Here is a 5,729-nt window from a genome sequence, read left to right on the forward strand (position 1 = left end):
TTCTTGACTTGTTCCAGAATGGGCGCATACTTGGACCATGCCCGACGCGAGTGAGTACCCCGACGCCCGCGTGCAGCTGCGCGCGGCCGGGCTGCGGGTCACCGCTCCGCGTGTTTCGGTGCTCAATGCGGTTGCCGCGCAACCGCATTCGGATGCCGACAGTGTGGCCGTCAAGGTTCGTACGGAACTCGGCTCGGTGTCCACTCAGGCCGTCTACGACGTGCTCAAGGCCTGCGTGAGCGCCGGACTGCTCCGGCGGATCGAACCCGCGGGCTCTCCGGCCCGGTACGAGACCAGGACCGGGGACAACCACCATCACCTGGTGTGCCGGGGGTGCAGCACCGTCGTCGACGTCGACTGCGTGGTCGGCCAGGCCCCGTGCCTGCAGCCGTCAGACACGCACGGGTTCGTCGTCGACGAGGCCGAGGTCGTGTTCTGGGGGCTCTGCCCGACCTGCCGGGTCACGCAGGACGAGCGCGAAGGACGAGAGGAAAGTCAAGGAGTTGGCGAGGATCGTTCGCCGACCTGAGCTCGCGTCACCAGTTGGACCACCAGTACACCGCGCAGGCCAGAAGGAACAGAACGACGGTGTCCATGAGTGCCTCCCCGCAGTTGTGCCTACCGCCCATCATCCTCCTGTCGCGGCGCCGCCGCCGCGGGAGGAATCCGTTCGCGGCCCGCTCGCCTTACACTGAGGCGGACTTCGCCCTGTACGCCCCGAGGCCAGGAGGTCCACCATGCCCCTTCCGCTGCCCGCAGAGCCGAACACCTCAGTCGCCTGGCTCGATCTCGACGCAACGCCTCTCGCCGTCCTCCGGCACGGCGCCGTCACCATGGCGGATCTGGCAGGTCTGTTCGACACCGGATTCCAGGCGCTCGGCGCCGCGATCGCCGCGGGTGAGTTGACCCCCACCGGTCCCGCCGTCGCGATCTACCGCGGCGACCCGGCGACGACCTTCGACCTCGAGATCGGCTTCCCCGTGGCGCAGGCGATCGCCGCGCCGATCGCCGTCGACGGAGCCGTCGTGGTCGGGTCGCAGCTGCCGGCGGGCCCCGCCGCCACCCTCTCCCACCTGGGTGCCTACGACGGACTCCCGACGGCATGGGAGAAGCTCATGACGGCGGTCCAGGCCGGTGGCGCCACCCTCCGTGACGGCACGATGGTCGAGGTGTACGTCACGCAGCCGTCCCCCGAGGCCGATCCGGCAACCATGCGGACCGACCTGATCGTCCCGACCGACCGCGCCGACGCGACCACCTGAGGCGGGACGCAGGCGCCTACTCCATGAACCGGGCGAGGAACTCGACCAGCAGCCGCTCGGCGACCGGTTCGGGCAAGGCCTCGATGAGCGCGAGCAGTTCGGCCACGGGGCCGTCGAGTCCGCCGCCCGGTTCGAGCCCGACCATCGCGAGCACGGCGGCGCAATTCTCGCTGGTGAGGTCCTCGGGGCGGATCTGGCCGGCGGCGGCGACGAAATCCGCCGGTGCCTGCGCACCAGGCACGCCGCGCACGGTGTCGGCGGCGCTGACCAGTGCGTCGCCGAGCTCGCCGACCACCGCCTCGGTGACCGGGGTGACGGTCAGGTGGGTGGTCCGCGGCAGCTCCGTGCCGTCGGACTGTCGTCGGCCCGGCTGCGGCTGCAGCACCCAGCCCAGCTCTTTCGCCGCGTCCGCCCAGCGGTGCGGGTCCACCCGTCGCGGTGCGGGAACGTCCGGGTCGGCGGCCACCGCGAGCAGGGGACCGACCGGATCGCCGACCACCCGCAGGCCCTCCGTCGCGTCCACGACCTTGCGGAGCTGCTCGGCCGCGCGTGCGATCTGGCCGGTCAGTTCCTCGAACCCGCTGCGGCCCAACGCCTGCGAGACCGCCCAGCCCGCGGCGATCGGCATCACGGTGCGCGAACCGAGGATGGTCGGGTTGACCACCGCGTATCCCGGCCAGGCGCTGGTCGCGAACCACTGCCGCCGATGCCGGTCGCGATCGCGGTACAACAGCACCGACACCCCCTTCGGGGCGTAGCCGTACTTGTGCAGGTCCACCGACAGGCTCGCGACGCCCGGTACCCGCAGGTCCCAGGCGGCCCGCTCGTCCCCGCCCGGCCACCACGGCAGCACCCAGGCGCCGATGCAGCCGTCCACGTGTACGGGAACGCCCTGTGCCGCACACACTTCCGCGATCTCGTCGACCGGGTCCAGCGCGCCGTGCGGATACGACGGAGTGGACGCCACCACCAGCGCGACGGTTTCGTCGAGTGCGGCGGCGACGTCGTCGGGCCGAAGCCGGCAGGTGTCCGGGTCCACCGGCAGCACCCGCAGGTGCAGGTCCAGGTAGTGCGCGGCCTTGATGAACGCGGCGTGCGCGGTGGACCCGATCACCAGCGTGGGCCGGTCGGCGCTGCCGGTGGCGGCTCGCCAGCTGTCGCGAGCGGACTTGACCGCGAGCAGGCAGCTCTCGGTGCCGCCACTGGTGACGGAGCCGACCGCCCCCTCGACTCCGTCGGCGAGGACGGCCCGGGCGAGGCCGACGAGGTCCCGCTCGAGCGAGGCGACCGACGGGAAGGTGGTGGGGTCGAGTCCGTTGAGCGACTGCGCCTTTCGGGCTGCAGCCGCGGCGAGGTCGTCCAGTTCGGCGACGCCTGGGTCGTACACGTAGGACAGCAGGTGGCCGCCTGCGGTCGGTGCGTCGGCCGCGCGTAGCTCGTCCAGCTGGGCCAGGATGTCGGCGGGGGTGCGTTCGAATTCCACTCTAACGTCCTCTGTTTCGTTCCTCGGCCGCCAGTCGGTACCGGCGAAGGATCAGCATGCTCACGCCGACCAGCGCCGCGGGGGCGGCGGTGAACGCCAGCACGATTCCGGTCAGGGCGGCCGACGACTGCTCGGCCACCTGGTCGCCGCTCGACGAGACGAACCCGGTGACGGCCAGGATCACCAGGACCAGGGCCGGTCCGAGCGCCATGCCGATAGTCTCGGCGGCGGTCCACACGCCGCTGAACGCACCCGCCCGCACGGCGCCGTCGCCGCGTTCCTCGTGGTCGGTGATCACGTCGGGCAACATGGACATCGGCAGCATCTGCATTCCGGCGTAACCGATTCCGGCTACCCCGACGGCCGCGTACACCCAGGGTCCGTGGCCGGCGAGCAGGCCGAGCAGGGCGACGTCGGCGGCGACGAACAGTCCGGATGCGAGCAGGAACGCGCGCTGCTTGCCCCAGGCACGCACCAGGCGGATCCACAGCGGCATCACCGCGACCGCGGGTGCCACCAGCGCCGCGAACAGGATCGACACGGCCCCTTCCGAGTCGAGGATGTAGGTCGCGACGTACTGCGCCGCGCCGAGCATCGCCCCGGTCGCGAGGGCCTGAAGCGCGAAGGTGATCAGCAGGATCCGGAACGGCTCGCTCGAACGGGCGGCCGCCAGCGCGTCGGAGAAACCGTGTGTGGCAGAGGAATCCGACGTCGAGACGGCAGGCCCGCGGGGCGCGATCGACCAGGAGGCCAGCATGCCGAGTCCGAGCAGCAGGCCGGCGACCACGCCCATCGCGAGGTATCCGGGACGGCCGCCGCCGCCGAGTTCGCGCAGGGCGGGCCCGCCGGCGCCGAACAGCAGGATCGCGACGCCGAGCAGGGCGACCCGCCACGACATCAGCCGGGATCGCTCGTGGTAGTCCTGGGTGAGTTCGGCGGGCAGCGCGATGTAGGGCACCTGGAAGAGGCTGAAGGCGATCGCGGACAGGATGAAAGCCGCACCGACCCACAGGCATCCGGCTGTCGCCGAGAGGCCTGCGGGCACCGCGAACGTCAGCGCGAAGAAGATCGGCAGGGTGAGTGCGCCGAGCAGCAGGAACCGCCTGCGGGTGCCCGTCCGGGCGGCCTCGGCGTCGCTGCGGGACCCGATCATGGGGTTTACCAGGACGTCGAGGGCCTTCGGCGCGAAGACCACGACGCTCGCCGCTGCGGCCGGCACCGCGAGGGTGTCGGTGAGGTAGTACGCGAGCACCAGTCCGGGGAGGGTGGCGAAGCCGCCGGTCCCGACCGAGCCGAGCGAGTAGCCGGCGACGGTCGATCTGCTCAGTCGCGGGGGAGCCATGGTCATCCGGCCAACATAGGACATCGAGCCCACCTCCGGGAGGGTTGTGCGCGAGCGAGATTCCGTGCGACGGCGGGACACGGATTCACGTGAACCGGCGGACGACGAACGCCCCCCACCGCTATCGGTGAGGGGCGTCCGTCAGCTACCGAGTGCTAGCCGAAGAGCTTGCCGAGCGAACCGAAGTCGAGCGATCCTCCGCCGTTACCCGGTGCGGACACGGTGACGGTCGAGGCCGCCGACGTGGACTCCTTGAATCCGGTGGCGCCGGTGTACACCGCGGTGATCTGCCGGGCGCCGGTCTGGCCGAACGCGTGCGGCAGAACGGCCTGCCCGTTGACCACGTTCACGGCCTCACCGATGGGGGTGGTGCCGTCCATGAAACGGACAGTGCCGGTGGTGACCGGATCGCCGCTCTCGGTCTTGACCGTGGCCGTCAGGTTGACCGGGTCACCCTTGGTGGCCGTTGCAGGCGCGTTCAGGGTGGTCACCGTGTTGACCTCGACCGGGGCCGGGTCCTTGACGGTGACGGTCTTGGCCTGGCCGGTCGAGCCGTTGAAGCCGTCCGTGCCGGTGTAAACCGCGGAGATGGAGTGGCCCCCGGCGGTGGTGAAGGTGTGCGCCAGCTTCGCGCCGCCGTTGTTGTCGAGCGCGATCGGCCCGCCGATGTTGGTGCTGCCGTCCTTGAACTGGACGGTGCCGCCCGCCGCGGGGGCGTTGTCCGGGCCGGTGACGAGCGCCCAGAGGTCCACCGACTCACCGGTGGTTGCCTCGCCCGGCACGTTCAGCGTGGTCGTGGTGTCGACGACGTTGACGGTCACGTCGACATTGGACGGAGCCGAGGTGGACGGGTGGTTGGTGGCGTCGCCGCTGTAGACGGCGGTGATGGCGTGCGCGCCGGTGGTGGTGAAGGCGTGCGTGATGCTGGCGGTGCCGTTGTTCACCGGTGCGGCCGCACCGATGTTGTCATTGCCGTCCTTGAACTGGACGGTGCCGGTGGCCCCGGCGGGTGCCACGGTCGCGCTCAGGGTGACGTCGGCGCCGGTCTTGGCGGTGGCCGGGACGTTGAGCGTGGTGGTGGTGTCCACCACGACCGGGTCGGTCGACACCTCGACGTTGGCCGCGGCGGAGGTGGACGGCTTGTTGCCGGCGTCGCCGCTGTAGACGGCGGTGATGGCGTGCGCACCGTTGGCGGTGAAGGTGTGGTTGATGCTGGCGGTGCCGTTGTTGACCGGGACGGCGTTGCCGATGTTGTCATTGCCGTCCTTGAACTGGACGGTGCCGGTGGCGCCCGCGGGGGCGACGGTGGCGGTGAGGTCGACGGCGGTGCCGGTCTTGGCGGTGGCCGGGACGTTGAGGGTGGTGGTGGTGTCGACGATCACCGGGTCGGTGGTGACGTCGACGTTGGCCGCGGCGGAGGTGGACGGCTTGTTGCCGGCGTCGCCGCTGTAGACGGCGGTGATGGCGTGCGCACCGGTGGTGGTGAAGGTGTGGTTGAGGGTGGCGGTGCCGTTGTTCACGGGGACGGCGTTGCCGATGTTGTTGGTGCCGTCCTTGAACTGGACGGTGCCGGTGGCGCCCGCGGGGGCGACGGTGGCGGTGAGGTCGACGGCGGTGCCGGTCTTGGCGGTGGCCGGGACGT

At 71.0% G+C, this 5,729-nt stretch carries 5 protein-coding genes; 2 read left to right on the forward strand and 3 right to left on the reverse strand.

What is annotated here, in order from left to right; genetic code table 11:
• The first annotated feature begins 37 nt into the window (after positions 1–37).
• Positions 38–529: a Fur family transcriptional regulator gene (locus tag ACFXGJ_RS22635; protein WP_378625143.1), complete on the forward strand. Its 492-nt coding sequence runs from the start codon at positions 38–40 to the stop codon at positions 527–529.
• A 208-nt stretch (positions 530–737) separates the two neighbouring features.
• A complete protein-coding gene (locus ACFXGJ_RS22640) occupies positions 738–1,262 on the forward strand; it encodes a GyrI-like domain-containing protein (RefSeq protein WP_378625145.1) in 525 nt (174 codons plus the stop codon).
• 16 nt (positions 1,263–1,278) lie between these two features.
• On the opposite strand, the gene ACFXGJ_RS22645 is transcribed toward ACFXGJ_RS22640, so the two are convergent.
• From ACFXGJ_RS22645 to ACFXGJ_RS22655, 3 genes are all read right to left on the reverse strand, one after another.
• Positions 1,279–2,745, reverse strand: a complete 1,467-nt coding sequence (locus ACFXGJ_RS22645; protein ID WP_378625147.1) for a pyridoxal phosphate-dependent decarboxylase family protein — start codon at positions 2,743–2,745, stop codon at positions 1,279–1,281.
• Position 2,746: 1 nt separating this feature from the next.
• Complete coding sequence (locus ACFXGJ_RS22650; protein ID WP_378625149.1) at positions 2,747–4,093, reverse strand: MFS transporter; 1,347 nt, start codon at positions 4,091–4,093, stop codon at positions 2,747–2,749.
• A gap of 149 nt (positions 4,094–4,242) precedes the next feature.
• Positions 4,243–5,729 (reverse strand): Ig-like domain repeat protein (locus tag ACFXGJ_RS22655; protein ID WP_378625151.1); only part of this gene is annotated, 1,487 nt, incomplete at its 5' end.

The organism is Rhodococcus sp. NPDC059234, from assembly GCF_042754225.1.
Taxonomy (GTDB): Bacteria; Actinomycetota; Actinomycetes; order Mycobacteriales; family Mycobacteriaceae; genus Rhodococcus_G.

Excerpts from the sequence above, each read along its gene's own strand:
- ACFXGJ_RS22650 (WP_378625149.1), bottom strand. The coding sequence starts at position 4,093 with ATGACCATGGCTCCCCCGCGACTGAGCAGATCGACCGTCGCCGGCTAC.
- ACFXGJ_RS22635 (WP_378625143.1), top strand. The coding sequence starts at position 38 with ATGCCCGACGCGAGTGAGTACCCCGACGCCCGCGTGCAGCTGCGCGCG.
- ACFXGJ_RS22640 (WP_378625145.1), top strand. The coding sequence starts at position 738 with ATGCCCCTTCCGCTGCCCGCAGAGCCGAACACCTCAGTCGCCTGGCTC.